We start from the raw sequence: 26,565 nt of genomic DNA, 5'->3' as shown, positions 1-26,565 counted from the left end.
CGCGATAGATATCCATCCGTTTTACGGATAGGTTTGTTTCGATTGCAATCAATGATGCCTATGATCTTGCCGCAGGTCAATCCGCCGCAGCCTTGCGTTCGGCCGCGAACAGCGTGGCCGGAAGGCGCGAGACGGCGAGGACCGAGATGGTGAGCAGCGCCGATACCATCAGTCCGCCGGGAAGCAGCCCGGCAAGGCGTGCGGTGGCATCCTGGCCCGCGACGGCGAAATAGGCCGAGCCGACGAGCGCGATACCCAGCGCGCCGCCCAGCTGCTGCGCGGTGCGCATCGTCGCGCTGGCGGTGCCGGCGTGGGTGCGCGGGACATCGGAGACGACGATGGGGCCGAGCGGCCCGGAGAGCGTGCCGAAGCCAATCCCTGCAAGGGCGAGCGTGGCGGCAAGGAGTGGTCCGCCCGCGACTGCCGCATGTATCAGTGCGAGGCTGCCGACAATGCCGATGGCCATCAGCATCCCGCCCGCCATTGGCAGCACGCGCCCCAATCGGGGGAGCAGGCGCGGCACCATCAGGCCGACGGCGAGCATGACGCCGAGGCCGAAGGGAATGTGGATCAGCGCGGTTTGCAATGGGTTCAGGGCAAGGCCCTGTTGGAGCGCGACCGCGAAGATCAGCAGGAAGCCGACCGAGGCGCTGTTGAACGCCATCGCCGCGATCACGCCCCAGCGGAAAGTGGGCAGGGCGAACAGCGCGGGTTCGATCATCGCGGGCAGGCCAGCAGCGCGGCGGAGGATGGCGCGCCGCACGGCAAGGCCGACAGCCGCGATGCCGCCGCCGAGGATCGCGGCTGCGCGTCCGGCGCCGAGGTCATCGTGCGCCTGAATCAGGGCAAGCAGGATCAGGCCGAACCCAATGGCGAACAGCGCGGCCCCGAACAGATCGATGGCAAGGCCGCGATGCTCTTCGCCGGTGCGGGGCAAAGTCAGGCGGCCCATGGCGAGCGCGAACAGGCCGACGGGCAGGTTGATCAGGAAGATCAGCCGCCAGCCGAGGCCGAACAGGTTGAGTTCGATCAGGAAGCCGCCGAGGATCGGGCCCAGTATCGCGGCAAGGCCGATGATCATGCCGAAGAAGGCAAGGCGGCGCACGCGTTCGAGCGGGGTGTAGAGGAGCTGGACGATGGCCATGGTCTGCGGCCCCATCATCGCGCCTGCCGCCCCCTGCAGCACGCGCGCCAGCACGAGGATGCCGGGTGTGGGGGCCAGGCCGCACAGCGCCGAGGCCGCGACGAAACCTGCCACCCCGCCCAGGAACATGCGGTTGTGCCCAAAGGCATCGCCCAGCCGTCCGCCCAGCAGCAGCAGCGAGCCCAGCGTGAGCAGGTAGCCCGCCACGATCCACTGCATCGCGGCCGGAGATGCGCCGAGCCCATCGCGGATCGCTGGCAGGGCAGTGTTGACGATGGTGGTGTCGGCCACTTCGAGCACCACGGCCGTCAGCACGGTGAAGAAGGCAAGCGCGCGCTGCCGGTCATCCAGTTCGTGCGGCTGCTTGCTGCCGGTTTTGGCAGCAGGTGCTGCTGCCTGATGCGCTGTCATGGCCTGTCCGATGTCCCGCCCGCCTGTTCGTGGCGGCTATACGTGCCGCGCGTGTTTGCCCGGTCAAATTAAAATGTCGCTTCTATTATTCCCTCATGTCGCCTATGGTCAAGCGCACGGCGCAGGATATCATGGGGATGACAGCCCACCTGCAGCAAAAAAGTTGTTTGGGGAGAATACCTTGGCAAGCACACCGACATCGGCCTCTCAGGCAGGGCCAAAGGCAGGTCTGGCGCAGGGGCTGACAGTCATTATCGCCGGATTCCTGCCGATTCTGGCCATCGTCACGATGTTTCCGGCGATCCCGGCGATCATCGGGCACTTCGCCCCCACCGATCCGACTGCGCCGACGAAGGTGCCTTCGATGGTCACCGCGCCGGGGCTGACGATCGCGCTCGTGGCGCTGTTTGCCGGGCTGATGGTCGATCGGTTCGGGCGGCGCAAATTGCTGCTGGTCTCGACCTTCTTCTATGGCCTGATTGGCGCGGCGCCGTTCTTCCTCGAAAACCTCGATGTGATCTATGGTTCGCGCCTGCTGCTGGGGCTGTGCGAGGCGGTGATCCTGACCACGGTCAACACGCTGATTGCCGATTACTGGCCCGATGAGGGCCGCCGCAAGTGGCTGGCGCTGCAAGGATTGGTCGGCCCGGCGCTGTCGTCGGTCATGATCTTCTTCGCCGGTACGATGACCGCGTGGCGGTGGAACGGGATATTCCTGCTCTATCTGCTGGCCCTGCCGATCTGGCTGGCGATGCTGCGCTGGATGTTCGAACCCAGAAGCGATGCGACCGTGCGGCAGATGCTGGGCATGGACGAGCAGCGCAGCGAGGGCTTTCCGTGGGCCGCGATGCTGGGGATTGCGGGCCTCACGCTGTTCTCCTCGGCGATCTACTACGTGTTCATCGTCAATGGCGCGACCGTCTGGCAGGAACTGGGCGTCACCGATCCGCAGAGCATCGGCCAGATCACGGCTTTGCCGACGCTGTTCATTCTGGTCGGCGCGATGCTGTTCTGGTGGCTGGGCAGCCGGGGGACGGGTTCGCCGACGCTGATCGCGATCTTCCTGAGTTTCCTCGGCGCGGGGCTGGCCGTGATGGGGCTGGCGGCGGACTGGAAGAGCATGATTCTGGGCATGGCGCTGCAGCAGACGGGCGCAGGCATGGCGATCCCGACGCTGATTGCGTGGGCGCAAAGCCAACTGCCGTTTGCGCACCGGGGGCGCGGCATGGGCATCTGGACGGCTACGTTCTTCTTCGGCCAGTTCTCTTCGCCGCTGCTGGTTTCGGTGCTGCGCGGCGCAGTGGGGACGATGCAAGGCGCGTTCCTCGTCGCCGGGATCGTCAGCGCGGTGGGCGCGGTGCTGTTGCTGCTGGTGCTGTCGCGTTCGGCAAGAAAGGCGGCGGCCTGATCGCTCAGGCCGCTGCGGTTTCTTCGGCCTTTCGCAGCTGCATCAGCGCGCGGCGGGCGCGGATCGCGCCGGCATCGGTCTTGAGGATGGCGGGGCGCGCGTCCCAGAAATCCTGTGTCCCGAGCGCGCGCTGGGCGGCCTCGATCATCGGCTCGTCTTCTTCCACGAACACCCGGCGCGCCATTTCGGCGGCCTCAGCGTTGTCCTCGTGATCGTAGAAATAGTGTGACGAGGTCTCGGTCTCGGGCGTGATGATGTGCGGGTTGATCATCGGCGGGACGATCAGGTCCGCGCGCTGCGTGCCCGCCTTGGCGAGGCCGACGGTGAGCGCCATGGCGGCAGGCGCGTGCCAGCGCATGTGGAGCCACTGGTCGATGTTCGCGCCCGCCTCCAGCATCGGCTTGGACCATTCGGGCGATTGCGCGTCGGTCATGTCCCAGTTGTTCCAGATCGCGCCATCCGCGTCGTGGCGCACGGTCTGTGTCCCGTGGAAGATCGAGCCGTTGACCCCGAACGTCTCGATATGGAGAAATTCGGCGTGGGTCAGGTCCATCAGGTTATCGGTGATGAGCTCGTAATTGCCTGCGATGCGCAAGCACCCGCGATGCATCCCGCGATCCTCGTCGAGGAAGCTGAAGTCCGGGATCTTCGCAGGGTCCGCCAGCGCCGGATCGCCGGGCCAGAACCACAGGCCGCGATGCTTTTCCGCAATCGGCATGGCGGGCGCGCTGACATGCGCGGGCGGGCCATCGGGGAAGGGGGAGTGGACACAGGCGCCCGTGCCATCGAAGCCGAGGCCGTGGTAGCGGCACTGCACCGTATCACCTACGCGCTTGCCCATCGAGAGCGGCACGAAGCGGTGCGGGCAGCGGTCTGCGATCATCGCATAGGTGCCATCCGCCTTGCGCCAGATCAGCCACGGTTTGCCGAGCAAAGTGCGCGCCAGCAGCGCATCGCCCGCGATTTCATCGGCCCAGGCGGCCATGTACCAGAGGTTCTTGATGAAAGCGGACATGGGGAGTTGCCTTATTCGGAGCCTTGGCGGGTCAGGTTGCCGATGGCGGCAGCGTCCAGCGGGCGGATCATCACGTTGCGGAACGAGACTTCGGCCCATTCGAATTCGAGCGCGATGCGCCCACTGGTGAGCGGCGTGCGGATGCCGCCGGCATCCTCGCGCAGCATCTTGAACAGCGTGTTGACGATCCGCCCGTTGACGAGCTGCGCCGCAGAATCGCCAAAGGCATAGAGATCGAGCGTGTTCCAGTCGTCCAGCCGTTCATACGGCCCGGAATGGCGGTGCCACTGCCGGCGATAGCCCCCCGCATTGATCGGTGTCTGGTATTCGCTGGGGAAGGCTGGAATCCAGTTCGGCCAGAGCGGGGTGCCGCCCAGCAAGGGGCCTTGCAGCGCCAGCGTGTTGACCATGATCGCATCGCCGGTATCGCCTTCCTCGATCTGGAATTCGACGCAATCGGGAAACAGGCGGTCGCGCTCCGGACCCATGTGATAGAGCAGGCCGCTGTTGCGGCGCTGCAGCGCGCGCGGGGCGAAGCGGCGCGGGCCGAACTTGTAGTCGAGCCGCAGGTGATAGTCCTGCCAAGCGGTGGTGGTGGCGATATGGCCGGGCTGGGCCTTGCCTTGATAGCGGGGGCCGAGGAAATGGAGCATGCCCTGCTCGATCCGCACAACGCGGTTCCGGTCCTCGGTGCCGTTGCCTTCCTGATAGAAGGTCCAGCCCGAGAGCGACTTGCCATCGAACAGAGGCTGCCACGACCCGCCGGAAAAAGGCGGCGCGGCGGTTGCACCGAGCAGGCGCGCGGGGGCGGCTCCAGCCAGAGCGGCAAGGAGCGAGCCCCGAAGCACTTCGCGGCGATCCGGCATCAAATGGCGCCCGATTTCAGCAGCGCGACCGCGTGGGCGGCAGCACGGGCGGTGAGCGCCATGTACGTAAGCGATGGGTTCTGGCAGGCCGACGAGCTCATCTGCGCGCCGTCGGTCACGAACAGGTTGGCCGCGTCGTGCGCCTGGCTCCATTTGTTGAGCACGGAGGTGGCCGGATCATTGCCCATGCGCGCGCCGCCCATTTCGTGGATCGCGGTGCCGCCGGGGCCGGGGCGATCGAAGCCCATGATGACCTTGCCGCCCGCTTTGGTGAGCATTTCGGCCGCATCGGCCTTGGCCTGCGCGAGCGCGGCGTTTTCCTCTGCGCCGAACGCGAAATCGATGCGCAGCTGGGGGATGCCGTTGCTGTCAGTTTTGGTGCGATCCAGCGTGAGGCGGTTGCTTTCGCGCGGCACGCAATCGGCGAAACCGACCAATACCATGCGCCATGCGCCCGGCTTTTGCTGGTGACGCTTGTAGTCCGCGCCGATGCCCGCCTCGCGCTTGCCTGCGGTCCATGTTGATTGCAGCGCGCCGCCCTGAAACGAGAAGCCGCGCGTGTGGCCGGTGCCGTCCATCGTCTCCATGTTGCGATAGCGCGGGATGACAACGCCGGTGGGACGGTTGCCGAACGTGGTCCACTGCTCATAGCCGGGCATGATTGCTGCAGCGGAAAGCGTGTTGGCGTGGTCCATGATATGCGTACCGAGCACGCCGCTGCTGTTCGCGAGGCCATTCGGCATGGCTTCATTGGCGGAATTGAGCAGCAGGTGGACCGAATTGAAGGCCCCCGCATTGAGGAACACCATCCGCGCGCTGGCCGACAAACGCGTCTTGGTCTTACTGTCGATCCAGCGCACGCCCGTCACGCGGCGGGTGGCGGGATCGTAGTCCACATGCTCGACCGCCGCATCGGTGACGAGGGTGAGGTTGCCGGTCGCTTGCGCGGCGGGCAGCGTGCTCGATTGGGTGGAGAAATAGGCACCATACGAGCAGCCGCGCGCACAGATCGAGCGGCTCTGGCAGGGGCCGCGCCCGTCCTTTTCGGCCGTGAGATTCGCAGTGCGACCGATGGTAAGGCGGCGTTCGGGCCACTTAGCCATAATCCGCTCACGCGCAGCCTGTTCGACCACATTGAGCGCGAATGGAGGGAGGAACTTGCCGTCGGGCAGCTGGGGCAGGCCTTCCGCGGCGCCGGCAACGCCGATGAACTCTTCCACCCGGTCATACCACGGGGCGAGATCGGCGTAGCGGATGGGCCAATCGGTGCCGTGGCCATCGCGCTTGTTCGCGCCGAAATCATAGTCCGACCAGCGGTAGCACTGGCGGCCCCAGGTCAGCGATCGGCCGCCGAGCTGGTAGCTGCGGAACCAGTTGAAGGCGGTGTCCGGCCCGGTCTGGTAAGGATTTTGCGCGTCGTTGACGAAGTGGCCCTGCGTGAACTCGGTAAAGTGGCGGTTGAGGCTCTGCACCGCGTATTCGCGGGCATAGAGGTCGGCGTCGCCATCACCCCGGAAGGGCATTTCCCACGGCGCCTTCATCTCGGTCTCGTAATCGAGCTGGTGCTCGATCTTCCGGCCCCGTTCGAGGAGCAGGACCTTGAGGCCCGCCTGTGTGAGTTCCTTGGCCGCCCAGCCGCCGGTGATGCCGGAGCCAACGACGATTGCGTCGAAGTGGAGAGTCTCGTCCATCAGCCGAAGTCCACCGCTGTCCAGTCGCTGGAATAGGCGCGGGTTTCTGGCGTGACCGGCACCTTGGGATCGAACCGGCCGGGGACCAGTTCATATTTGAGTTCGCGTGAGCCGCCGGTCTCGCTGGTGTAGTAGCCGGTGAGGATCAATCCCTTGAGCTTGCGCCATGGGGCGGCGGCGGGGTCGTTGCTGAAGGCGGCGGCATCGAGCGCGGCGAGCTGGGCGTGGCGGCTTGCGGGGGGCAGGGTGAGCCACTTGGGACCGAGCCTGGCTTCGAGCCATGCGATGTGATCGAGGCTGCCATCGCTGCGCAGAAAGGGCGTGAAGGTTGCGTCAGCTGCGGGCGGGAGGCGCGTGCCTTCAAGGCCTTGAGCGAGGGCGACGAACACGAAGTCGTCTACGCCAAGTGCCCCAGCGCCGGGGGTTTCGGTGGTCGGGATGACGTGTTCGGCCGCAGTGCGCATCAGCGTGCGCTGGTGGGGCGAGGGGGCTTCGGCGGGGTCGAGCCCGTGCAGCACTTCTGCTCCGCCGGGTGCGGCGCTGAGCAGGGCGACGAGCGAGGCCGCGCCGAGGAAGCTGCGTCTGTTCCAGCCGGTCATGCGTCGATCCCCATCAGGCGGCGGTTGAGCGCGCGGTCCGCGCCGCCGGCGGCGAAATCATCGAAGGCGTGTTCGGTAACCTTGATGATGTGCCGGTCGATGAACGGCGCACCTTCTGCTGCGCCGACTTCGGGATGCTTCAGCGCGCATTCCCATTCGAGCACGGCCCAGCCGGTAAAATCGTTGGCCGCCATCTTGCTGAAGATCGCGCCGAAATCGACTTGCCCATCGCCCAGCGAGCGGAAGCGGCCGGGGCGGTCCACCCAGCCTTGATAGCCCCCGTAGACGCCGCTGCGGCCATTGGGGCGGAACTCGGCATCCTTCACGTGGAAGCACTTGATGCGCTCGTGGTAGATATCGATGAACTGGAGATAATCGAGGCATTGCAGCACGAAGTGGCTGGGATCGTAGAGGATATTGGCGCGCGGGTGATGGCCGACGGCTTCGAGGAAGCGCTCGAAAGTCACGCCGTCGTGCAGATCCTCGCCGGGGTGGATTTCGTAAGCCGCATCGACGCCGTTGTCCTCGAACACGTCGAGGATCGGCTTCCAGCGGCGGGCGAGTTCGGCGAAGGCATCTTCGACAAGGCCAGCGGGCCGCGCGGGCCAGGGGTAGAAATAGGGCCATGCGAGCGCACCGGAGAACGTGGCGTGGGCGGCAAGGCCGAGGCGGCGGCTGGCCACGGCGGCGTTCTTCACCTGGCGGACAGCCCATTCCTGCCGCGCGGCGGGGTTGCCATGCACTTCGGCGGGCGCGAAGCCATCGAACTGCGCATCGAACGCGGGGTGGACCGCGACGAGCTGGCCTTGCAGGTGCGTCGAAAGCTCGGTGATCTCCAGCCCCTTTTCGGCGAGCATGCCGGTGATCTCATCGCAGTAAGTCTGGCTTTCCGCCGCGAGATCGAGGTTGAACAGCCGCGCATCCCAGCTGGGGATCTGGATGCCCTTGTAGCCGAGGCCTGCCATGTACTCGGCAATGGCGGGGAGGCTGTTGAACGGCGCGGCATCGCCCGCGAACTGCGCGAGGAAGATGCCGGGGCCTTTGATGGTTTTCATGCGGGCGGTGTCCTCAGACGGTAAGCGGGGTCCAACCAGCGCGGGCGGCGCTGGCGCGGACGGCGGTGTCGATGAAGGCCATGGAGCGCAGGCCCTCCGCCGCACCGGGGAGCAGCGGGGCAGCCTGCCCACGCAGCATTTCGGCGAAATCGCGGTAGAGGTTGGCGAAGGCTTCGAGATAGCCTTCCGGATGGCCCCCCGGCGTGCGGGTGCGGCGCGCAGCATCGGGGCCGAGCAGGCCGGTGCCCGCGCGGATCACTTCGCTGCGGCCATCGAGGTGGTGGAGTGTGAGCGTGTTCGGAGCTTCCTGCTGCCAAACAAGGCCGCCGGTTTCACCGTAGACGCGGATGCGCAGGCCATTGAGTTCGCCGACTTCGATCTGGCTGGCCAGCAGCACGCCGCGCGCTCCGTTTTCGAAACGGAGGAGGACGGAGCAATCATCATCAAGCATGCGGCCCGGCACGACTGCGCCGAGATCGGCGAGCAGTTCGGTGACGTGAAGGCCGGTGACGAATTCAGCGAGCTGGAACGCGTGGACGCCGATATCGCCGATGCAGCCGCCCGCCCCGGCGCGCGCGGGATCGACGCGCCATTCGGCCTGCTTGCCTGTCGCCGGGCCAGCGAGCCAGCCTTGCGGGTATTCGACGACGACCTTGCGGACCGCGCCCAGTGCGCCTGCGGCAATGCGGGCGCGGGCTTCGCGCACCAGCGGGTAGCCGGAATAAGTGTAGGTGAGGGCGAAGGGCAGGCCAGCGGCGGCGACGGCTTCGGCCAGGTCCTGCGCTTCTGCCAGCGTGGCGGTCATCGGCTTGTCGCCGATGACGGGAAAGCCAGCGGCCAGTGCCGCCTTGGCCGAAGGGAGGTGATCGTGGTTGGGCGTCACCACCGCGACAAATTGCGCGCCATCGGGGCGGGCGCGTTCGGCGGCGAGCAAGTCTGCAAGGCTGCCATAAGCGCGCGCCGGATCGAGGCCATAGGCAAGGCCGCCCGCGCGGCTGCGCGCGGGATCGGCCGAGAACACCCCGGCGACGAGTTCAATCTCTCGGTCCAGTTCTGCCGCGATGCGGTGCACCGGGCCGATGAACGCACCCGGTCCGCCACCGATCATGGCCATGCGCAGCCGACTCAAATTGCATTCTCCCCGTTTATTTGTAATCTTGGTTCTAATTTGTTAGATCTGCGATTTCAAGCGCTGGATAGAGCGCTCAAAGGGAGAATTTGTCGATGGGTGACCACGATCTCGATCGCCGTTCGCTGTTTGCGCTGGGCAGCGTAGCGCTGGCGAGCGCAGGCCTGCCGGGGGTGGCTGCAGCTGCTCCTGCCGCATGGGGCCGCGGCATCGAGGGGCAGCGCCGCGCGGATCTTGGCAACGGCACCTATCGCAATCCGGTGCTGGCGGGGGACTATCCCGATCCTTCTATCCTCAAGGACGGGGAGGACTATTACCTCACCCATTCGAGCTTCGATGCCGCGCCCGGCCTGCTGATCTGGCATTCGCGCGATCTGGTGAACTGGGTGCCGATTGGCCCTGCGCTGGCGCACCCTGCGGCAATCGGTTTTGCAGTCGATCTGGTGAAGCATGGCGGGCGCTATTTCATCTATATTCCCTTCATCCCCGCGCCGTGGTCCGACACGGTGAAGGACGCGCCGCAGATCTGGGTGATCCATGCGGACCATATCGCGGGGCCGTGGAGCGAGCCGGTCGATCTTGGCATTCGGGGCTATATCGATCCGGGCCACATCGTGGGTGAGGATGGCACGCGCTATTTGTTCCTTTCAGGCGGCATGCGGGTCGAGCTGGCCGATGACGGGCTCTCGGCAGTGGGAGCGCCGGTTCATGCCTTCGATGGCTGGAAATACCCCGACGACTGGGTAACCGAGGCCTATGCGCTCGAAGGGCCAAAGCTGACGCGGCGGGGCGATTGGTTCTACCTCGTGACGGCAGTGGGCGGTACGAGCGGGCCGCCGACAGGGCATATGGTGACGGTGGCGCGCGCGCGCTCGGTGCAAGGGCCGTGGGAGCATTGCCCGCACAATCCGATCATCCGCACGCACGATGCCAGCGAGGCGTGGTGGTCGCGCGGACATGCCACGGCCGTCGAAGGGCCGAGCGGGCAGTGGTATTTCGTCTACCACGGTTATGAGAACGGCTATCGCACGCTGGGGCGGCAGACTTTGCTCGAACCCTTTGCATGGACGGCGGATGGCTGGCCGCGCGCGCTGGGCGGGGATTTGTCGCGCGCGCTGCCGATGCCGGGGGGCGGCAAGGTGGGCGCGCCGCATGGGATGGCGCGGTCCGATGCGTTTGCATCATCCTCGCTCGGCATGCGCTGGAGCGCTTATGGCGCATCGCCCGATGAGGCGGCGCGCATCGCGATGGGCGGCGGGAAGCTGGTGCTGCCGGGCAAGGGCAGCGGGCCGGGTGATGCCAGCGTGCTGACCCAGATGGTGGGCGACCGCGCTTACGAGATCACGGTGACGGTGGAACTGGAAGGTGAGGGCGAGGCGGGCCTGCTGCTGTTCTACAACCGGAGGCTGTTTCTGGGCATGGGCATCAGTGCCACAGGCATGACAAGCTATCGCGGCGGCATGCCGATGTATTGGCGCGAACCAGCACCGGCAGCGCGCACGATGCACCTCAGGATCGTCAACGAACGGCAGATCGTGACGTTCTACTATAGCCTCGATGGCACGAACTGGACGCGCCACGGCGTGCGCTCGGAAGTTTCAGGCTACAATGCCAACACGATGGACGACCTCGCCAGCCTGCGGCCCGCGCTGTTTGCGGCGGGCAAGGGGCAGGGCGTGTTCCGCGACTTCCGCTACCGCGCCCTGGGCTGAGCGATCACGGGCCGAGGTCCGGCAGCGCGGCAGCGTCGACTTCGAGCGCGAAGCCCGGATCTTCGGCATTGCGGGCGATGCGAACTTGGTTCGGGGCGGTGAGCAATTGCCAACCGCTTTCACCACCGCTTTCGCCCCACACCGCAAAGCGGCGGCGCGTGAGCGGGACCGTGACGCTTGCGGCCTTGCCGGGTTCGAGATGGACTTTGGCAAAGCCGATCAGCGTCGGTTCGGGCGCATCCCGATAGACTTGCACGACCTCCGCGCCCGCGCGGTTCGAAAGGTTGGTGACGGTGAGTGAGACGCCGTCCGCCGTGGCTATGGGCTGCGACCATGCGAAGCGGGCATAGCCTTGCCCTGCGCCAAGCGTGTGGTGCGCCGATGCGATGCCGCGATAGCCGAGGCGAGTGCCTTCGCGATAGGGCAGCGCGCCGTCTGCTGTGGGTTTAAGCGCAAAGGCGGGATAATCGGCTTCCTCGCGCGCGATGGTGACGGGCATACGGCCGCCGGGTTCGCGGTCGCCCGCCAGCACGGCGGCTAGCGCGGCGGCGAAGCCTTCGCCGGGATACCAGGTGGCGAGGTGGGCTGCGGCGGCGCGTTCCCAAGCGGCATCATAGGCGTGGCCGACATTGGTGACGACGGCCACGCGCGGGTTGGCGGCAGTGACGCGGGCGATGAGCTCGCGCTGGCCCGCGGCGAGGAGGGTATCGGGCCGGTCCTTGCTTTCGACCGAACTGTCGGACGTTTCGCCGACGATGAGGACGACGGCATCGGCCGCGCGCGCGGCAGTTTCAGCGGCGGCGAGCAGTTCCTCGCCGCTGCCGGGCGCGCGGATGCCGTACCACAAGCCGTGAACACGCGCGCCGGTGAAGGAGAATTCGGCGGTGACGGTGACCGTTTGGCCTGCCGCGAGATCAACAGGGGCGCTCTCGCTGTCCCCCGCCTTGAGCACGCCCATCGTGTCACCCGGCGGGCATTCGGTGGTGGCAAGGACTTCGCGGCCATCGACCATGAGGCGCGAGACGCCGGTTGCGCCGAGGTGGAAGCGGTGGGTGCCGGACTTGCCAGCGGTAAAGCGGCCCGCAGCGCGGATCGAGCCGCCTTTCGCAAACGGGGCCTGATCGTGCATTCCGGCAAACCAGACGAGCGAATTGGTATCGCGCGTTTCGCGGTTGAGCGGCGCGCCGCTGCAATCGGGGGTGGCGAAATAGTCCAGCGTCATGCCGCTGGTGCAGCCATCGCCGATATCGTGCGCGGGGGTGACCGGCATCAGCGGCAGGCGCGGGGCGGGATCGACACCGGGTTCGAACAACACCGCGCACTGCGCGCCGAAGCGGGCGCGGATCGCATCGATGGGCGAGGGCAGGTCCGGGCGGACCGAGATCTTGGCGAATGTGCCGCCCTGGAAGCAGGGGGCGGCGGCATTGGGGCCGATGACGGCGAGGGTCTTGATCGCGGTGGGATCGAGCGGCAGCAGGGCGGCTTCGTTTTTCAGCAGGACCATGCCTGCGGCGGCGGCTTCCTCCAGCAGCGCGGTGATATCGGCTTCGGCGAGCGGCTGGGACTTGGGGCCGGTGACGCGCTGTGCGGCATGGGCGACACGCAGCGCCGCGTCTTGCACGCGGGCTTCGCTCAGCGCGCCTTCGCCGACCGCAACGGCGGCTTTCGCGCCGAGGAAACGCGCCGGGCCGGGCATTTCGAGATCGAGCCCGGCGGCCAGCGTGGGCGCGGTGGAGTGGGTGCCGAACCAATCGGACATGATGACGCCGTGATAGCCCCATTCGCCCTTCACCACTTCGGTAAGGACGTGGTGCTGCTCGGCGCAGTAGCTGCCGTTCACGCGGTTGTAGGCGGCCAGCATTCCGGCGCAGCCAGCTTGCGCGGCAAATTCGAACGGGAGGAGATAGACCTCGCGCAAGGTGCGTTCATCGATCACGACATTCATGCTGTCGCGCGCGGTCTCGCTGTCATTGCACACGAGGTGCTTGGCGCAGGAGCCGGTGCCGGTGGATTGCAGGCCGCCGATCCATGCTGCGCCGAGCAGACCGGCCAGCAGCGGGTCTTCCGAAAAATACTCGAAGGCGCGGCCCGCCAGCGGGCTGCGGGCGAGGTTGATATTGGGGGCGAGCACCATGTCGATCCCGCGCGCCGCCGCTTCCTGCCCCACAAGGGTGCCGATGCGCCGGGCAAGATCGACATCCCAGCTTGCCCCGAGCGCCGTGGCGCAAGGGGAAAGCCGGGCGATATCGCGTTCATCGACCTTGCCGCTGGCGATGCCCATCGGCCCGTCGCTCATGGTGAACGACGGAATGCCGGCTTCGGGCACCGCAGGGGTGGCCCACATCGCAGCCCCTGCCGTGAGGAGCGCGGCCTGATCGAGGGACAGCTGCGTCATGTCAGGCGGCGAGCGCCAGGACTTTGGTGTCCTTCGTGGTCGGCACGAAGGGCAAGTAGGATACGCGCATGCGCACCGCGAATTCGATCTTGTGATCGCCCCCGGGGAGGCCGCCAGGCTTCATCGCGATGATCTTGGCCTTCTCGCCAAAGTTCCAGCGGTCGTCGTAAACCGTTTCCATCTGGTCGAGCGTGTAGGTCTTGCCGCGCACGTGGAAGCGCACGTCCGCGCGGGGGATCACTTCGCCATCGGCGGTGATCTGGATGTCCTCGATCATCGAGAGGCCAAGGCCGCGATAATAGGGGAGGCGGCCATAGAAGGCGAAGCCCTTGTCGGAGGTTTCGAGGCTGCCCTCGACGATCATCTTGTTGTCCATCATGGGATCGTTTCCTTAGGCAGCAGCGCTGAGCTGGGGGGCGGGCTCGCCGAGGAGGTTTGCGAGCATGACCTGCTGGCGGCGGACCTGTTCGACGCTGTCGGGCTCCATCGCGTCCTCGATCCAGCGGTTGCCTTCGTATTCGGAGCAGATGTAGCCATCATAGCCGCCCTGCTGCAGCACCTTGATGATTGCGTCGTAGGGGATCGAGGGCTCGACAAATTCATCAGCTTTCTGGCCGGCCGTCATCTCATAGAACTTGCCGTGGATGTTGTGGATGCGCGGCATGTAATCGAGCATCCGCTTCGGCTCGAACGCAGCGTTGTGGCGCATGGTTTCGGCCATCGCGATGGCGGGGCCAGTGCCGCCCATCTGCTGGACATTGAGGATGACGTATTCCGAGAGGACGCGGTCGGCGTAGGCTTTCTCGACGTAGTCCGCGATGGCCTTGGGCACGCCGATGCGCAGGAACTTTTCCTTCCAGACCGGCGGGAAGGCGTGGAGGAACATGCCCATGTCGGGCAGGAAGCCGAGCGCATCGGAGCCGGATTTTTCAAAGGCTTCGGCGTGGCGGATGATCCAGGGGTGATCGAAGTGCAGGGGCGCGTGAACCTCGATGAGGATCTTGATGCCCTTTTCCTCCGCGTGCGGTGCGGCGGCGACGAGCACTTCGGGGGCGATCGAAACAAGCGCGCGGATAAACTTCATGCCGAGGCGGGCGCCGAAGTCGATGTCCTTCTTCACGCTCGCGACTTGCTCCTCGAAGGGCATTTCCCGGCCCTTGTAGCGCTTGTAGTCGAGCATGAAATCGTGGGCGACCGGCACGCAATCGTACTTGGCGATGAGCTGGTGCCAGTTCTCGATGGCGGCATCCTCGACGCCGACTTCGGGCCAGCCCCAGAAGGTCTGTTCGCCGATGACCTCGATCCCGTTCGCGCCCATTTCGGCGCAGGTGCGGATGCAGTCTTCAAGGGTCATCTTGCCCTGGAAGGTCTCGTTCTGAAAACTGTAGAGGCTTACGCCGCGCTTGATCGGCATGTGCTGGTCTCCCCTGCGGCGGCTGCCAAAGCGCCGCTCTGATCGTGATATCGGAACCGCATGGCTGGCTGCGATTCCTTTTGAAAATATTAGAACGTCCATTCTATAATTTGGCGACCCAAGTCAAGGGGCCTCCGGTTTGAGACGGGCGCGCCAATCGCCGTCCATCGGCCAGAACCACACCACCCCGGCCTGCAACGCAAGGAGGCCGCCTGCGGCGAGGAAGTACGCGCTGCGGATGGCGGCGCGGGCGGTTTCGCTGACCACATCGGGCTGATAGCCAGCCCACGCGAGGATAAACGCGCCGAGCGCGCTGCCCAGCGCCATGCCGACCTTGGTCGACGTGCTGATGCCGGAGGACAAAAGGCCTTCATGGCGCACGCCAAACAGCGCCTGATGGTAATCGGCCGTAGCGGCGGCCATCGAGAAAATGCCGGTGATCGTCACCGAGGTGATGATCGAGAAGGCGAAATAGGGGATCAGCAGGGGCGGGACGGCGAGCGTGCCGAAGTGCAGGTCTGGCGCGCGATCCAGTCCGGTCATGCCCGCCAGCATCGCGAGTGAGAGCACAATTGCGCCGATGCAGCCCTTGCGGATGCCGGTGCGAGCAAGGATCGGCGGGGCGATGAAGGCGGCGAGGAGCAGCCCGCCCGAGACCATCGGCAGCATGACCGGGATCAGCCAGGGCTTCTGCACGACGTCCTTGGCATAGAAGATGGTGAGGCCGAGCATCGCGCCGAAGCGGACGAAATAGAGCAGGCAGAAGCCGAAGCAGACCGCCCAGGCGCGGTTGCGCAGCATCTGGCCGATGGCGGGGAGGGCGCGGAAGGCGGATGCCGTGGCTTCGTCCGAAATGCGTTCGCGGCAATTTCGAAACAGCATGGTGAGCGCGAAGAGGGAGAGCGCGCCGAACAGGAATGTCGTGCGCAGGAAGCCTGCCGCCTCATTCCCGCCGCCGAGCGCGCCAACCAGCGGCATGGTCGCCGCGGTGCCGAGGATCACGCCGACCGACGTGCCGATGGAGCGCCAGCCGCCAAGGCGCAGGCGGTCTGCCGGATCGTCCGTCATCATCGGCATCAGCGCGGTATAAGGGATCGAGCCGGCGCTCATGATGATCCCCAGCGCCTTGAAGGTGAGGAAGGCGTAGACGAGCTGCGCGCCCTCGTTCCAGTGCGGCACGTTGAACGTGGCGATGAAGACGAGGGTGTAAGGCACGGCTGTGAAGAGAAAATAAGGCCGGGTGCGGCCCCAGCGGCTGCGCGTCTTGTCCACCGCGATGCCGACCAGCGGATCGATCACCGCATCGAGCAGGCGCGCGACGAGGAAGATCGTGCCAACCGCCGCCGCCGGGAGCCCGACGACGGTGGTGTAGTAATAGAGCAGGAATGCGCCCGCCATGTTGTAGGCGAGGCTGTAGCCGAAATCGCCGAAGCCATAGCTGGCACGCTCGGCCAGCGAGAGGCGGCTATGCACGCCGCGCGCTCTGCGTGGCCGCGCGTGAGGCCGTGCCTGGCTCCGCCCTGTCAGTGTCTTCGGCAAACAGCCATTCGATGCAGGCGGACAGTTGCATGTCCGGTCTCCCTTGCGCTCGGCTGGCTGCCGGTTGTCGGGGGCGGTCGCCAACCGCCCCCTCATTTGGTTCAGGCTATCAGAACTTCACGTTGAGGCGGATGCCATACGTGCGCGGCGTGCCGAACTGCCAGTTGAACACGTCGTCCGGCCCGGCCGAAACGAAGCTGCCGTAGGTCAGCGGGCGGTTGTTTTCGAGGTTCTTCACAAAGCCCATGACCGAGATCCGCTTGCTGGCGGTCTGGTATTCCAGGCTCAGATCGCTCTGCGTGAAGGCCTGCTGCGTGCCGTCGGCGTAGTTGTAGAAATCGGTGAAGTACGAGGACTTGAACGTGCTGTCCGCCCGCGCCGTGAGCGTGCCGGCATCGCCAAGCTGGAACGTGTGATCGAGCCCTGCCGTGATGATGAACTCCGGCGAGAAGGGCGGACGGTTGCCCGCAAAGTTCGGCTGCTGGATGCCCGGTGTGGTGGGATCAAGATCGCCGATGCCGTTCAGGGCGCCGCTGGTGTCCAACACGTTGAACTGTGCGAACAGCTCCTTGTACTCGGCGTTCAGGTAGTTGATCGAGGTGTGGAAGTTGGTGGCGTCATCCAGCTGGATGCTGCCCGAGGCTTCGATACCCCAGATCTTGGCCTTGCCCGCGTTGAAGGTCTGTCCGCCCACGGTGGTATCGAGCAGGACGGAAACCTGCAGATCCTTGTAGTCGTAGTAGAACGCGCCAAGGTTGAACTGGTGCTGGCGGTGATCGCCGAAGGTCTGCTTCCAGCCGCCTTCGAAAGCAGTGTTGGTCTCGGGCTTGTAGGTGCCGACCGCATCGAAGCCGCCGCCCTTGAAGCCGGTGGAGGCCTTCACGTAGACCAGCGTATCGGAATTGGGCTTGAAGTTCAGCCCGGCAAGCCACGTCACCTTGTTGTCGTTGCTGCCCAGCGGCAGCTTCTGCGCGTTGATCGCGTTCAGATCCTTGCGGCCGGGGCCTGCGCCCAGCAGCGTGAAGTTGGGACCGGTGGGATCGAAAGTGACGCCGTCGGCCTTGAACTTCGCGAACGGCGAGCCGTTGATGTAGAGCGCGTCGCGGCTGTTGTCGGTATAGCGCAGGCCGCCGACGGCGGTCAGCTTGTCACCCAGCGGCACTTCGATCTGGCCGAACAGTGACTTGCTCTCGCTGGAGATCTTGCGGCCGAAGTAGGACAAGTAGGTGCCGGCGGGCGGCGCGATCGGGCCGAGGAAGAAGCCGTTTTCGCGGTCCTGCTTCTCCTTGAAGTAGAACCCGCCGATCTGGTAGATCACGCCGCCGATCTTGCCGTTGAGGCGCAGTTCGTGGCTCTGGGTGTCGGCCTCGTCCTGGAACGAAAACGACTGGTAGATCACCGGCAGGGTCAGGCGGTTCTTGGGATCGCCCGAGAAGCTGCGGTAGCCGCCGATATACGTGAGCGTGGCAGCATCGCTGAATTCATAGGCAATGCGCCCGCGAATGGCCCAGGTGTCCTGCTTGACCAGGCCGATGCCATAAAGCGGCGCTGCGTATTCGTTGCGGTCGACCTTCGATAGCAGGTTAGTGTTGCTCGGCACGCAGAGCAGCTGCGCATAGGCGGGTGCAACGCGGCTGAAGCCGTTGTTGCAGGTGCCGCCGCTGGGGCCATTGCCCGCGCCGTTGAGATCGGCCACCGCGAAGATGCCGGGGCTGAACTTGCGCTGCGCATATTCGGCGGCAAGATTGACCGAGAGCTTGTCGGTGGGATCGAGCCGCAGCGATACGCGGCCGCCATAGGCGTTGTTGTCGTCCGAACGGCCCGCTGCATAAGCCGGGAACACGAAGAAGCCGCCGCCAGCGGGGTGCTTGTTGTAGCCATCGCGGTCTTCGTAGAAGCCCGAAACGCGCACCGCCGCGACATCGCCCAGCGGCACATCGACCCCGGCATCGGCGCGCACGGCGTTGTAGTTGCCATAGCTGATCGTGCCTTCGGCGCCGAACTCGCGGCCGGGCTTGCGGGTGATGAAGTTGATCGCGCCGCCGGTGGAATTGCGGCCATAAAGCGTACCCTGCGGCCCGCGCAGCACCTCGACGCGGTCCATGTCGAACAGCGACATGCCCATCACGTTGGGACGGTTGATGTATTCGCCGTCGATATTGATGACGACCGAGGTATCCTGCGCTTCATCGTTCGAAGTGGTGCCGACGCCGCGCACGGTGACCTTGACCGTGCCCTGATCCTGGTTGAGCTGGACCACCGGTGCGATCTTGTCGATGTCGTTGAGCGTCGAGAACCCGGCCTTCTTGAGCTCCTCGCCGCTGATCACGTTGATCGCGATGGGCACGTCGTTGACGTTCTGCGTGCGGTTCTGCGCGGTGACGACGATTTCGGCGTTGCTGGCGTCGGTCTCGGCGGCTTGCGCTACCTGCTGGGCGTGCGCCGGTGCAGCCACGGCGATGATCGCGCAGCCCGCAAGCAGGCTGGAACCCTTGATGAAGTTGCGCATAATCCCTCCCGTTAAGCACCCCGCTTGAATTGGGGTGTCTGGTGTGCAGTTTTCGAACGGAGCCCGCCGTCAGGTACCGGGCTATTGCCTGTCAGCCGTGGTGCCTGATTGGGTCCATTAAGTGAAATAGTATGTTTTCATCGATAAGCATTCATAGAACTGATGGATTATCTAATCAGTGTATGGATTAGGCCAATGCCGGCATGACCTTGCGGGAAAGCAGATCGAGCGTCTGGTTGCCAAGGCGCAGCCGTTCTTCGGTCAGCGGGCCAGTGGTCGTGCCGCACAGGATATTGCCGATGCCCAGCTCCTTGTACGGCAGCAGGTGTTCGGCCACCGTTTCGGGCGAACCATAAAGGCACCAGGTGCCGATCCAGTCTTCGGTGAGCGCATTTGGGGTGCGGTCGGTCTTGGTGTTGGCGTCGTTGCTTTCGGCGCGGGCGTTGAACTCCGCCTCGCGTTCCACGGCGGCCTGATAGGCGCGCAGGATCACTTCCAGTTCCTCGCGCGCCTGATCGTCGCTCTCGGCCACGTGGACGCACTGGTAGGTGTGGGTGGTCCAATCAAGCGCGCTGGCGACCGTTTCAGCCGAGTGGCCGGCCGATGTCAGCATGCCGTGGTAGATATCGAAGAACTTCTTCACGTGGACAAACGGCTCGGTGCCGCCGATCTTGGGCGGGGTGAAGGCGGGAATGAACGCGGGCCAGCCATTTACCGCGGCGCGGCGGGCGCTCGCTTCCTTCATCGCCACCGGCATGAGCCGGGCGTGGCCGGGCGTGTAGGCAGCGGGCGCGATGCGCTGGAGCACGCGGCCCTGATGGGGGCCATTGTCGATCTCGACCGCAGGGTCCGTCATCGTCTTGGCCCAGAGCGCTTCGGCCAGTTCGAGGTTGCGTTCGGAAATGGCACCCGCGTCCTTGTAGGTGACGCCGAAGCCGATCATTTCTTCGGGCGTCGTGCCGCTGCCGATGCCGACCAGCAGCTTGCCGTCCGTCAACTGGTCGAGGATGTTGATCCGCTCGGCAAAGCGCACGGGATGGTGCAGCGGGACCGAGACGACCGAGAAACCGAAGTGCATCTCTGGCATCTTTGCGGCGAGGTAGGCGGCGAAGATGAAGCTGTCGCTGGCGACGGGCATGTAGCCGTTGAAGTGATGATCGGGCATGAAGATCGCCGAGAAGCCGAGATCGCGGGCGCGCAGGGCGTGGACCTCAAGGTCCTTCATCATCTGCCTGTCGTCTTCCGGGCGCATCGTGCGCGCATTGAGGAACACCGAGAAACGCATGTGAGTTCCATCTCCCCTGGGGTCTGTCCGCCGTGATCCCGCGCATTGGCCGGGGCAGATTTGGTATGGATCAGACGAATCAAATTAGAATTGACGTTCCTGTTTTAGTAGGGTCTATCGAGCCAATGTCAACTGCCACGCACCACACCGAAGCGCTCGCGCTCCAGGCTCTCAGTCGCAAGCCGCGTCAGGGGCGCAGTCTCGCCTCGTTCGAACGCATGCTGGAGGCGACCAAGGCGCTGATGATCGAGACGGGGGGCGACAGCTTCACCCTGCAGGACGTGAGCGAACGCGGGCAGGTTTCGATCGGATCGATCTACTTGCGCTTTGAAAGCAAGGACCGGCTGCTGCACGCGGTGATCGCGGAGGAATTGCAGACGATCCTCGCCAAGGAACGGGTGATGATCGACAATGTGCTGGCCGAGACGGACAGCCTTGGGGCCTTCCTGCCGCTCTACATCGCGCGCTATAGCGCCTTTCTTGAGCAACATGCGCCGATCCTGCGCACGATCATGGCGCGCGCCGAAGTTGATCCGGCGGTGTCCGAGCCGGGCAAGGAAACTGCGCGGCGCTCGTCCGAGCTGTCGATCGCCGCGATCCTCACTTTCCGCGACGAGATCAAATCGGCCGATCCCGAAGCCAAGGCACTGGCGGTGTTCCAGATCGTGTTCGCCACGATTGCGCGCCAGTTCGGGCTGGGTTCTACACCGGAATCGAGCGACCCCTACCTCTGGGGCTTCATCAAGGACGAGATTTCCAAGATGGCGCTCGCCTATCTGCGCCACGCGGATTGAGGTCGGTGTGGGCCGTTCGTTTCAGAACGGCTTCGCCAGCCGGTGCAGCGCGGCGCCCATGATCCCGCCGATTTCCTCGCCCGGACGGCCCGCCAGCTGCGCCGCGCCGATGGAAACGCTGGTTTCCACCACATCGCGGCAGCGTTCGTAGCGGCGTTCCTCATAGGCCGTGAGCGCGGCTTCGGCGGTGGCGGCCCGCGCCAGTTCCTCGCCCAGCACCAGCGCGCTTTCCACCGCGATGCCCGCGCCCGAGGCGAGGTGCGGGGTGGTGGCGTGGACGGCATCGCCCAGCAGCACGATGCGGCCATCGGACCACGGGCGCGGCTGGATCATGGCGGCGAGCGGGCGGTAGTTCACCCAGTCCTCGGCGGTCATGCTATCGCGCACCCAGCCGGCGTTGCCGCCGAAATCGGCGAGGTGGGCCTTCATCTGGGCGACCAGCGCTTCGCCTTCGAGACGCTCCTCGCTGTCTTCGTGCGGGGTGAGGAGCCAGAGGTAGATACGGTCTTCGCCGCAGCGGGTGATGCCCACCATGTAGCGGTGGCCGAAGAACATCTCGCCGCGCTCCAGCGTGGGCGGCTTCTTCATCGAGACGCGCCAGCAGCCCTGGCCGGTGCGCACGGCCTCACCCATGTGCGGGAAGGCGAGATCGCGCACGCGTGAGCGAACGCTGTCGGCCCCGATCACCAGATCGAAGCGGCCCGAGGTGCCATCGGAGAAGGTGACGTCCACTCCGCCATCGCGGTTGGCCAGTGTATCCACTGTAACGCCGAGGCGGACCGGGATGCCAGCGGCGGCAATGCGCTGCTGCATCAGGTGGTGGAGCACCGGGCGCATGATGCCGCCGGTGGCGGGCAGGCCTTCCTCGATGGGCGGTTCATCGAAATCGCGCATGTGCATGCCGTTGAACAGGAACATGCTGGAGCCCGCGACAATCGCCCCTTCGCGCGCGATGTCCTCGACCATGCCGAGCCGCTTGTACGCGCGCAAGGTCGGGCCGGTGATGCTGATCCCCGCGCCATAGACGCGCCATTCGGGATCGAGATCGATCAGCGTGACCGCCACGCCGCGCGCAGCCAGATCGATGGCCGCCGCCATGCCGCCGATGCCGCCGCCGACGATGAGGGCGGTGTTGATCGCCGTGATGGGCGCGTGATCAGTCATGTGGCTTGGCTTCCTTCTGTCCCATGGCCCAGGCGATGCCTTCGGCCAGTAGCGCCGCTGCGTGCGGCTCGTCATAGTTTTCCGGCCGGTGGCCGATGGCGGTGTAGAACATGCGGCCCGCACCGATCCCTTTGCGCCAGGCAATCGGGTGATAGCCCATAGCAAGGCTTTCGCCGCGATAGCCGATCTGCTGGTATTCGCGCTCGTCGATGGTGGCGACGGCAACTGCGCCGCCGTTTACCGGATTGCGGTCGAACGAATACCATTCTTCGAGCAAGGGGAAGGCCTTGGCACCGCCCGCGCTGATGGCGTTATCGGGATCGGTGGTGCTGACCGTGGCGGTCTGGAATTGCGGGCGGCCGGGGTGGCCGGTGAAGCGCGCGCCCAGCAGGGTGTCGGCATACCAGTCCCAGAACCACACCGGATCGCCGCCCGCGCCGTGGATGCCGGCATAACCGCCGCCGTGCTCCATATAGGCCTTGAAGGCCGCGCGCTGGGGCGTGGTGAGGGCATCCCCGCTGACATTGTTCCACACGACGACGGCGAAGCGGGCAAGGTCATCCGCGTTCATCACGCCGCCGCGATCCGTGAACACGATCTGCCAGCCGCGCGCCTCGGCGATGGCGGAGAGGCGCTTGCGGGCGGAATCGACTGAAGGGTTATCGCGGAAGCCGTTGATCTTCTCGAACACGAGAACCTGCGGACGGCCATCTGGCGGAGGCAGGGCGGGGCGATCATGATCGTAGCGCGCGCAGCGGGCCACAGTGAACGCATCGGTGATCGGCAGCGCGGCGAGCTTAGCCGCCAGCGGGGCCTTCAGCGCTGCGCCATCGGGGCGCACTTCGAGCAGCGATGCCACGCTCAGGATATTGGCAAAGCCCGGCGGCAGATCCATGCCGCCGAAATTGCGGGTGAAGCCAGACACGAGATCGGGCGCGAGCGAAGCAAGCGTGGCCGGTCCATCGGGATGCATGAGCGCATCGGACAGCGGCGAATCTACCCCGAGCGGCGTGGTCGCCAGCGGACAATCGCGCACCGGCTCACCAGCCAGCGCCGGTGTGCCTACCGATAGCAGCAAGGCGGCGGCGAATGCTCTGACCGCGCTCACTGGACCGCCAGCCAATCGATATACTGGTCGATCCAGCGATCACTGGTGGTGCCCTTGGGCATCATGCCGAAGCCGTGTTCACCGCCGATGTAGAGGTGGAATTCGACCGTGTTGCTTTCCTTCAGCCAGTTGTCGACGAGCTTGAGGCCGCCTTGCTTGAACAGCGGATCGCCTGCGGCAATGGCGAGGAACAGGGGCGGACGCGGACCGCCCGTCACGGTCTGGGTCATCGGCGGGTAGATCAGGCCGACGTGGTGCAGCAGCGCTGCTTCGGGCTTCTGCTCGATCAGGCGGATCAGCGTGCGCGATCCGGCGGAAAAGCCAATCGCGCCGATCTGCGTCGGATCGAGCTTCCATTCCGCCGCGTGCGCTTTCACGGCCGTGATGGCTGAGGCCAGATCATCGACCGCAGGCGGCAGATCAGGCAGTTCGCCCTTGCCGAGCTGCCCGAACTTCGCGGCCATCTCGGCCATGAAGCCTTCGGCGGTCGGCGGGGTGGGGTTCACCCGGTACTTGAGGACGAAGGCGGTGTAACCTTGCGCGGCGAGCCGGTCGGCCACGCGGAAGCCTTCGCTGTCGATCGAGACGAACATGTAGCCGCCGCCGGGCACGACGATCACCGACTTGCCGTTGGCGCGGCCGTTCATCGGGCGGATCACATAGAGCGTGGAGCGCTGGACATTGCGCGCCCAGACCTGCCCGAACACGCGGGTCCAGGTTTCACCGCCGGTGGGCACGGCATTGAGGACGATCTCTTCGCCGCGCACCGCTGGAACGGTTTCCGCAGTGAAACCGGCGGGCTGGGCCATGGCTGGGGCGGCGGTGAGGCCGAGCAGCGCGATCAGGAAGGCGATGGTCTTGCGCATGGCTCAGGCTCCTGCCGTGTGGCTCTTGATGTAGTCGCGGTAGACCAGCGCGCTCGGCTTGGGCGTGCGTGCGAACGTCTCGCGGTCGAAGCTGTGGAGGCCGAACTTCGGCTTGTAGCCGAAGACCCATTCGAAATTGTCGATCAGCGACCAGTGGAGGTAGCCCTTGACCGGCACGCCATCGGCAATTGCGGCGCGCAAGTGATCGAGCGCTTCGGGGATGAACCAGGCGCGCGTGGTATCGTCTTCGGTGCCCACACCGTGTTCGGTGACCATGATCGGCACTTTGCTGACCTCGTGGGCATAGCGCACCGCGCCCGCGAGCGAGGCGGGATAGACTTCGGCACCAATATAGTTGCGGCGGCCATCGGCGGGAGCGGGGAGCTTGCCCGTCTTGCCCCACAGCGCGCGTTCATAGTTCTGGACGCCGAGGAAATCGTCGGCCTGGGCGAGGCGCAGCCACGAATTGTAGAATTTCTCGCGCATGGCATCGCGCACCGAGCCGCGTGTCGCTTCCTGATCGTCGATCATGGCAAGGCTCACGCCGACCGGGAGATCGCCGCGCACTGCCTTGATCGCGGCCTTGCCCTGGGTGTGGCCGGCCTGAAGGTTGGCCTGCACTTTGGCGCGATCGGGCTGGTAGAGCGCGTTGCCGGCAAGGAACAGCGGCACGCCGAGTTTCTTCGCCGCTGCCTCGACCATGGCCTTGTCCTGATCGAGCAGGAACGGGGGCAGGATATACTGGAGAACGCCCGCCAGATTGGGTTCGTTGAGCGTGGTCGCGTGGTCGATCCCGGCGGCGAGATGGCGCGCGGCCTTGTCGCAGAAGCGGGCGAAAAGCTGGGGGGCCTCGTCGTTCATCCAGCCGCCCCGCGCAGCGAACCAGATCGGCGTGGTGAAGTGATTGAACGTGACGATGGGCTTCAGGCCCACCGCGCGCGCGCCCTCGATCATCGCCTTGTAATGATCGAGCATGGCAATCGAGAACTGGCCCGGCTCCGGCTCGATCCGCGCCCATTCGAGGCTGAAGCGATAGGCATTGAGGCCGAGGTTCTTCGCGAGATCGAGATCGGTGCGCCAGAGCTCGAAGCTGTTGGCCGCATCGCCCGACCGTTCGACGAAGGCGCTGGGCTTGATGTTTTCCAGCAGCCAGCAATCGGCATTGACGTTGTTGCCCTCTACCTGATGGCCTGCGGTGGCCGCGCCCCAGATGAAGTTGGAAGGGAAGGGCTGCGGCGCGGCGGCGGCCTTCACTGCCTTGGCTGCGGCGCGCGGGGCTGCGCCCAACGCCAAGCCTGCTGCCGTGGCGGCCACGAACGTGCGCCGGTCGATTGCCATGTCATCGTCTCCCCTATGTTTGATGTTCGTCTGGGCGAAATCATCAATCAAGTAAAATTGTCATGATGCATGAAATCGCATAAGCTTGACTGATACATCGGCGCATAGGTCGCCGTTTGCGGAGGGGCAGGATGCGCTTCAAGGGTCTCGATCTCAACCTTCTCGTGGCGTTCGATGCGCTCATGGCAACGCGCAGCGTCAGCCGTTCGGCCGAGCGGCTGAACCTGAGCCAGCCCGCGATGAGCGCCGCGCTGGCGCGGTTGCGCGAGTATTTCGGTGATGAGCTGCTGCAATTGCAGGGCAAGCGCATGCATCCCACGCCCTTTGCCGATGAACTGATGCCGCAAGTGCGCGAGAGCCTGCTGGGGCTGGAGACCATGCTTTCGCGCTCGCCCCATTTCGATCCGCGCGTGTCGCAGCGCAGTTTCCGGGTGGTGACGTCGGACTATGTCTTCGCATCCCTGATCGTGCCGCTGGTGGCCGAATTGGCGCAGGACGCGCCGGGCATCCGCGTCGATTGTGACCTGCCGCAACCGGGCACGGTGCAGGAGCTTGAGGAAGGCAAGATCGATATCACGATCACGCCGGAATATGTGATCGGCGGCAATCACTTGTCGTATGTCCTGTATCAGGAGCCGCAAGTCGTGGTCGGCTGGACGGGAAACCCGGCGATTGCCGATGGGACGCTGACCGAGGAAGCGTTCTTTGATGCGGGGCACATTGCGGTGCTGCTGGGCGGGGGCAAGACGCTGTCTTATGCCGACCGAACGCTGGAGCTGATGGGACGAAACCGCACGATCGAAGCGACCGTGGCGATCTTTACCGCGGTGCCGTGGCTGATCGAGGGCACCCATCGGCTATCGGTGATGCATTCGCGGTTGGCGGCGCAATTGATGGGCCGCTTTGCCATTGTGAGTGCGCCAATGCCGTTCGAGATTCCGGCGATGAAGCAGATGCTGAGCTATCATCCGGGGCGCAAGGACGATGCCGGGCTGACCTGGCTGCGCGGGCGGATCGAGGCGATTGCGCGGCGGGGCGAACTGGCCAAAGTATAAATCATGTTTGTGCTGTATGATCCAAACAATCATTTTTACAGATTGATTGGCACACCGCAGAAGTGCCT

At 65.3% G+C, this 26,565-nt stretch carries 21 protein-coding genes; 4 read left to right on the top strand and 17 right to left on the bottom strand.

Features of this window, described 5'->3' with window-relative positions:
* Positions 1-76 precede the first annotated feature (76 nt).
* Entirely contained in the window at positions 77-1,555 is a 1,479-nt protein-coding gene (locus tag CFE35_RS10775) for an MFS transporter (protein ID WP_292930599.1), read from the bottom strand.
* A gap of 181 nt (positions 1,556-1,736) precedes the next feature.
* On the opposite strand from CFE35_RS10775, the gene CFE35_RS10770 reads away from it, so the two are divergent.
* Positions 1,737-2,963 (top strand): MFS transporter, encoded by a 1,227-nt coding sequence (locus CFE35_RS10770; RefSeq protein ID WP_292930598.1) that lies wholly within the window; start codon positions 1,737-1,739, stop codon positions 2,961-2,963.
* A gap of 4 nt (positions 2,964-2,967) precedes the next feature.
* Here CFE35_RS10770 and CFE35_RS10765 read toward each other — a convergent pair whose 3' ends face one another.
* From CFE35_RS10765 to CFE35_RS10740, 6 genes are read right to left on the bottom strand one after another with little or no spacing between them, the layout of a single operon-like run.
* Positions 2,968-3,978: an aromatic ring-hydroxylating dioxygenase subunit alpha gene (locus CFE35_RS10765; RefSeq protein ID WP_292930597.1), complete on the bottom strand. Its 1,011-nt coding sequence runs from the start codon at positions 3,976-3,978 to the stop codon at positions 2,968-2,970.
* An 11-nt stretch (positions 3,979-3,989) separates the two neighbouring features.
* On the bottom strand, positions 3,990-4,844 hold the full coding sequence (locus tag CFE35_RS10760; RefSeq protein WP_292930596.1) for a DUF1080 domain-containing protein: 855 nt from the start codon (positions 4,842-4,844) through the stop codon (positions 3,990-3,992).
* Entirely contained in the window at positions 4,844-6,535 is a 1,692-nt protein-coding gene (locus tag CFE35_RS10755) for a GMC family oxidoreductase (RefSeq protein WP_292930595.1), read from the bottom strand. The genes CFE35_RS10760 and CFE35_RS10755 overlap by 1 nt, the downstream gene beginning before the upstream one ends.
* Positions 6,535-7,134 carry a gluconate 2-dehydrogenase subunit 3 family protein gene (locus tag CFE35_RS10750; RefSeq protein ID WP_292930594.1) on the bottom strand — a complete coding sequence of 200 codons (600 nt, stop codon included), beginning with the start codon at positions 7,132-7,134 and terminating at the stop codon, positions 6,535-6,537. Before CFE35_RS10750 ends, CFE35_RS10755 begins: the two co-directional genes overlap by 1 nt.
* Positions 7,131-8,189 (bottom strand): sugar phosphate isomerase/epimerase, encoded by a 1,059-nt coding sequence (locus CFE35_RS10745; RefSeq protein ID WP_292930593.1) that lies wholly within the window; start codon positions 8,187-8,189, stop codon positions 7,131-7,133. Before CFE35_RS10745 ends, CFE35_RS10750 begins: the two co-directional genes overlap by 4 nt.
* Before the next feature lie 13 nt (positions 8,190-8,202).
* A complete protein-coding gene (locus CFE35_RS10740) occupies positions 8,203-9,303 on the bottom strand; it encodes a Gfo/Idh/MocA family oxidoreductase (RefSeq protein WP_292930592.1) in 1,101 nt (366 codons plus the stop codon).
* Positions 9,304-9,413: 110 nt separating this feature from the next.
* Here CFE35_RS10740 and CFE35_RS10735 point away from each other — a divergent pair, with 110 nt between their 5' ends.
* A complete protein-coding gene (locus CFE35_RS10735; protein WP_292930591.1) occupies positions 9,414-11,030 on the top strand; it encodes a family 43 glycosylhydrolase in 1,617 nt (538 codons plus the stop codon).
* A 4-nt stretch (positions 11,031-11,034) separates the two neighbouring features.
* Here the strand turns inward: CFE35_RS10735 and CFE35_RS10730 are convergent, their stop codons facing one another.
* From CFE35_RS10730 to CFE35_RS10705, 6 genes are all read right to left on the bottom strand, one after another.
* Entirely contained in the window at positions 11,035-13,425 is a 2,391-nt protein-coding gene (locus CFE35_RS10730; RefSeq protein ID WP_292930590.1) for a glycoside hydrolase family 3 C-terminal domain-containing protein, read from the bottom strand.
* Position 13,426: 1 nt separating this feature from the next.
* The gene (locus tag CFE35_RS10725) at positions 13,427-13,804 is read right to left on the bottom strand and encodes a DUF6379 domain-containing protein (RefSeq protein ID WP_292930589.1); all 378 of its coding nucleotides are present in this window, start codon (positions 13,802-13,804) and stop codon (positions 13,427-13,429) included.
* A 12-nt stretch (positions 13,805-13,816) separates the two neighbouring features.
* The gene (locus CFE35_RS10720) at positions 13,817-14,839 is read right to left on the bottom strand and encodes a TIM barrel protein (protein ID WP_292930588.1); all 1,023 of its coding nucleotides are present in this window, start codon (positions 14,837-14,839) and stop codon (positions 13,817-13,819) included.
* Between the two features lie 123 nt (positions 14,840-14,962).
* Entirely contained in the window at positions 14,963-16,312 is a 1,350-nt protein-coding gene (locus tag CFE35_RS10715) for an MFS transporter (protein ID WP_292930587.1), read from the bottom strand.
* 175 nt (positions 16,313-16,487) lie between these two features.
* Positions 16,488-18,887, bottom strand: a complete 2,400-nt coding sequence (locus tag CFE35_RS10710) for a TonB-dependent receptor (RefSeq protein ID WP_292930586.1) — start codon at positions 18,885-18,887, stop codon at positions 16,488-16,490.
* Positions 18,888-19,074: 187 nt separating this feature from the next.
* Positions 19,075-20,172: an LLM class flavin-dependent oxidoreductase gene (locus tag CFE35_RS10705; RefSeq protein ID WP_292930585.1), complete on the bottom strand. Its 1,098-nt coding sequence runs from the start codon at positions 20,170-20,172 to the stop codon at positions 19,075-19,077.
* A 125-nt stretch (positions 20,173-20,297) separates the two neighbouring features.
* On the opposite strand from CFE35_RS10705, the gene CFE35_RS10700 reads away from it, so the two are divergent.
* The gene (locus tag CFE35_RS10700) at positions 20,298-20,966 is read left to right on the top strand and encodes a TetR/AcrR family transcriptional regulator (RefSeq protein WP_292930584.1); all 669 of its coding nucleotides are present in this window, start codon (positions 20,298-20,300) and stop codon (positions 20,964-20,966) included.
* Positions 20,967-20,987: 21 nt separating this feature from the next.
* Here CFE35_RS10700 and CFE35_RS10695 read toward each other — a convergent pair whose 3' ends face one another.
* The 4 genes from CFE35_RS10695 to CFE35_RS10680 are packed head-to-tail and all read right to left on the bottom strand — an operon-like array spanning position 20,988 to position 25,442.
* The gene (locus CFE35_RS10695; protein ID WP_292930583.1) at positions 20,988-22,130 is read right to left on the bottom strand and encodes an FAD-dependent monooxygenase; all 1,143 of its coding nucleotides are present in this window, start codon (positions 22,128-22,130) and stop codon (positions 20,988-20,990) included.
* The gene (locus tag CFE35_RS10690) at positions 22,123-23,238 is read right to left on the bottom strand and encodes a ThuA domain-containing protein (RefSeq protein ID WP_292930582.1); all 1,116 of its coding nucleotides are present in this window, start codon (positions 23,236-23,238) and stop codon (positions 22,123-22,125) included. Before CFE35_RS10690 ends, CFE35_RS10695 begins: the two co-directional genes overlap by 8 nt.
* Positions 23,235-24,104: an alpha/beta hydrolase gene (locus tag CFE35_RS10685; RefSeq protein ID WP_292930581.1), complete on the bottom strand. Its 870-nt coding sequence runs from the start codon at positions 24,102-24,104 to the stop codon at positions 23,235-23,237. Before CFE35_RS10685 ends, CFE35_RS10690 begins: the two co-directional genes overlap by 4 nt.
* 3 nt (positions 24,105-24,107) lie before the next feature.
* A complete protein-coding gene (locus CFE35_RS10680) occupies positions 24,108-25,442 on the bottom strand; it encodes a family 1 glycosylhydrolase (protein WP_292930580.1) in 1,335 nt (444 codons plus the stop codon).
* 131 nt (positions 25,443-25,573) lie between these two features.
* Between CFE35_RS10680 and CFE35_RS10675 the strand changes: the two genes are divergently transcribed.
* Positions 25,574-26,497: a LysR family transcriptional regulator gene (locus tag CFE35_RS10675; RefSeq protein ID WP_292930579.1), complete on the top strand. Its 924-nt coding sequence runs from the start codon at positions 25,574-25,576 to the stop codon at positions 26,495-26,497.
* Positions 26,498-26,565: the final 68 nt, after the last annotated feature.

The organism is Novosphingobium sp. PASSN1 (assembly GCF_002278815.1).
This window is presented reverse-complemented; position numbering and strand designations above follow the sequence as displayed.

What these genes read in the sequence shown, in the direction of transcription:
- CFE35_RS10775 (WP_292930599.1), bottom strand. Translation starts at nt 1,555, where the DNA reads ATGACAGCGCATCAGGCAGCAGCACCTGCTGCCAAAACCGGCAGCAAG.
- CFE35_RS10765 (WP_292930597.1), bottom strand. Translation starts at nt 3,978, where the DNA reads ATGTCCGCTTTCATCAAGAACCTCTGGTACATGGCCGCCTGGGCCGAT.
- CFE35_RS10760 (WP_292930596.1), bottom strand. Translation starts at nt 4,844, where the DNA reads ATGCCGGATCGCCGCGAAGTGCTTCGGGGCTCGCTCCTTGCCGCTCTG.
- CFE35_RS10755 (WP_292930595.1), bottom strand. Translation starts at nt 6,535, where the DNA reads ATGGACGAGACTCTCCACTTCGACGCAATCGTCGTTGGCTCCGGCATC.
- CFE35_RS10750 (WP_292930594.1), bottom strand. Translation starts at nt 7,134, where the DNA reads ATGACCGGCTGGAACAGACGCAGCTTCCTCGGCGCGGCCTCGCTCGTC.
- CFE35_RS10745 (WP_292930593.1), bottom strand. Translation starts at nt 8,189, where the DNA reads ATGAAAACCATCAAAGGCCCCGGCATCTTCCTCGCGCAGTTCGCGGGC.
- CFE35_RS10740 (WP_292930592.1), bottom strand. Translation starts at nt 9,303, where the DNA reads ATGGCCATGATCGGTGGCGGACCGGGTGCGTTCATCGGCCCGGTGCAC.
- CFE35_RS10735 (WP_292930591.1), top strand. Translation starts at nt 9,414, where the DNA reads ATGGGTGACCACGATCTCGATCGCCGTTCGCTGTTTGCGCTGGGCAGC.
- CFE35_RS10730 (WP_292930590.1), bottom strand. Translation starts at nt 13,425, where the DNA reads ATGACGCAGCTGTCCCTCGATCAGGCCGCGCTCCTCACGGCAGGGGCT.
- CFE35_RS10725 (WP_292930589.1), bottom strand. Translation starts at nt 13,804, where the DNA reads ATGATGGACAACAAGATGATCGTCGAGGGCAGCCTCGAAACCTCCGAC.
- CFE35_RS10720 (WP_292930588.1), bottom strand. Translation starts at nt 14,839, where the DNA reads ATGCCGATCAAGCGCGGCGTAAGCCTCTACAGTTTTCAGAACGAGACC.
- CFE35_RS10710 (WP_292930586.1), bottom strand. Translation starts at nt 18,887, where the DNA reads ATGCGCAACTTCATCAAGGGTTCCAGCCTGCTTGCGGGCTGCGCGATC.
- CFE35_RS10705 (WP_292930585.1), bottom strand. Translation starts at nt 20,172, where the DNA reads ATGCGTTTCTCGGTGTTCCTCAATGCGCGCACGATGCGCCCGGAAGAC.
- CFE35_RS10700 (WP_292930584.1), top strand. Translation starts at nt 20,298, where the DNA reads ATGTCAACTGCCACGCACCACACCGAAGCGCTCGCGCTCCAGGCTCTC.
- CFE35_RS10695 (WP_292930583.1), bottom strand. Translation starts at nt 22,130, where the DNA reads ATGACTGATCACGCGCCCATCACGGCGATCAACACCGCCCTCATCGTC.
- CFE35_RS10685 (WP_292930581.1), bottom strand. Translation starts at nt 24,104, where the DNA reads ATGCGCAAGACCATCGCCTTCCTGATCGCGCTGCTCGGCCTCACCGCC.
- CFE35_RS10680 (WP_292930580.1), bottom strand. Translation starts at nt 25,442, where the DNA reads ATGGCAATCGACCGGCGCACGTTCGTGGCCGCCACGGCAGCAGGCTTG.
- CFE35_RS10675 (WP_292930579.1), top strand. Translation starts at nt 25,574, where the DNA reads ATGCGCTTCAAGGGTCTCGATCTCAACCTTCTCGTGGCGTTCGATGCG.